Source organism: Shewanella benthica KT99, assembly GCF_000172075.1.
Taxonomy (GTDB): domain Bacteria; phylum Pseudomonadota; class Gammaproteobacteria; order Enterobacterales; family Shewanellaceae; genus Shewanella; species Shewanella benthica_A.
The window spans coordinates 1-1,018 of the sequence record NZ_ABIC01000120.1 but is presented as its reverse complement, the minus strand read 5'-3'; the positions used below and the strand labels follow the sequence as shown (position 1 = coordinate 1,018).

Here is a 1,018-nt window from a genome sequence, read left to right as displayed (position 1 = left end):
CTGAGGTTAGTCCAAATACGTCTGGGTAGTCGCATTTACCCACCACGCCCGCAATGATAGTGCTGATCACTGTTATCGGGGATAACTTGCGCTTCTTGCACGTTTCAACGACTGAGAGGATCCGAGATCGAAACTTCTCACCCCTATCTGAACTGGTGCCATAGCAGATCTTGCGCATGATCACGCTGCCACGCAAACAACGCTCGGCTTCGTTATTGGTCAAAGGTGTCCCTGGGTGATTGAGAAAAACCCATAAACCTTGCTCATATTTGAGAATATGCCGGCATCGGCCTGAGTAGCGTGAAGCGGGCACATTTTCCCCGCACTCAAGCCAGCGCTTAATATTGCGCCTTAGTCGTTGCATTCGCCGACGCCACATTATTTCGTCAACGTCACCGGCTTCATATCTATGTTGAGTGCGAAATACGGACTTGAATAGCAATACCAGTCGATTGCCGATACTCGCGGTAAGCCCCTTACCTGAATAATCGGCCATTTGTTGTAAATTACGCTGCACATGGGCAAGGCAAAATTGATGCCGTTCGGGCTCAATCCAGTTGTAGCTGGGACATTGGTCACTCACGACAATCGCTTGGGTATGCTCGCCTAATATCGATTTGGCTGCATCCTTATTACGAAAATATTTCACCTGTTGGAATACGGCATCCTCACTCGATAACAACCAGACCCAGCGGGTATGCTCTTCACCATTACGATTGTGCGTCGTCTCGTCAACATGCACTAATGACGCTTTTTTTATGTGTTGATGCAGAGCTTGGTGTGTCGGCGTCAGCATACTACTGACTCGCCCTTGCGCTTCAGAAATCAGACCGATAGAGAAATGAGTCCCGTATTGGTCTTGCAGTAAACGTTGAATTTTACGTACGCTCAGGTGATACAAGCCACTGAGCACAGCCACGTAACTGAGCAATCGTGGCCCCATCTGACCATCGGGAGCCTCTTCAGGCAAGGCTCCTTTGCTCACGGTGTTGCACTGCTGACAACGCCCGGAAATAAC

1 protein-coding gene is annotated in these 1,018 nt (G+C 49.5%); it reads right to left on the bottom strand.

The window, feature by feature from the left end; all coding sequences use genetic code 11:
• The coding region (locus tag KT99_RS19845; protein WP_005503953.1) for an IS66-like element ISSbe3 family transposase at positions 1-1,018 on the bottom strand (1,018 nt) is incomplete at both ends.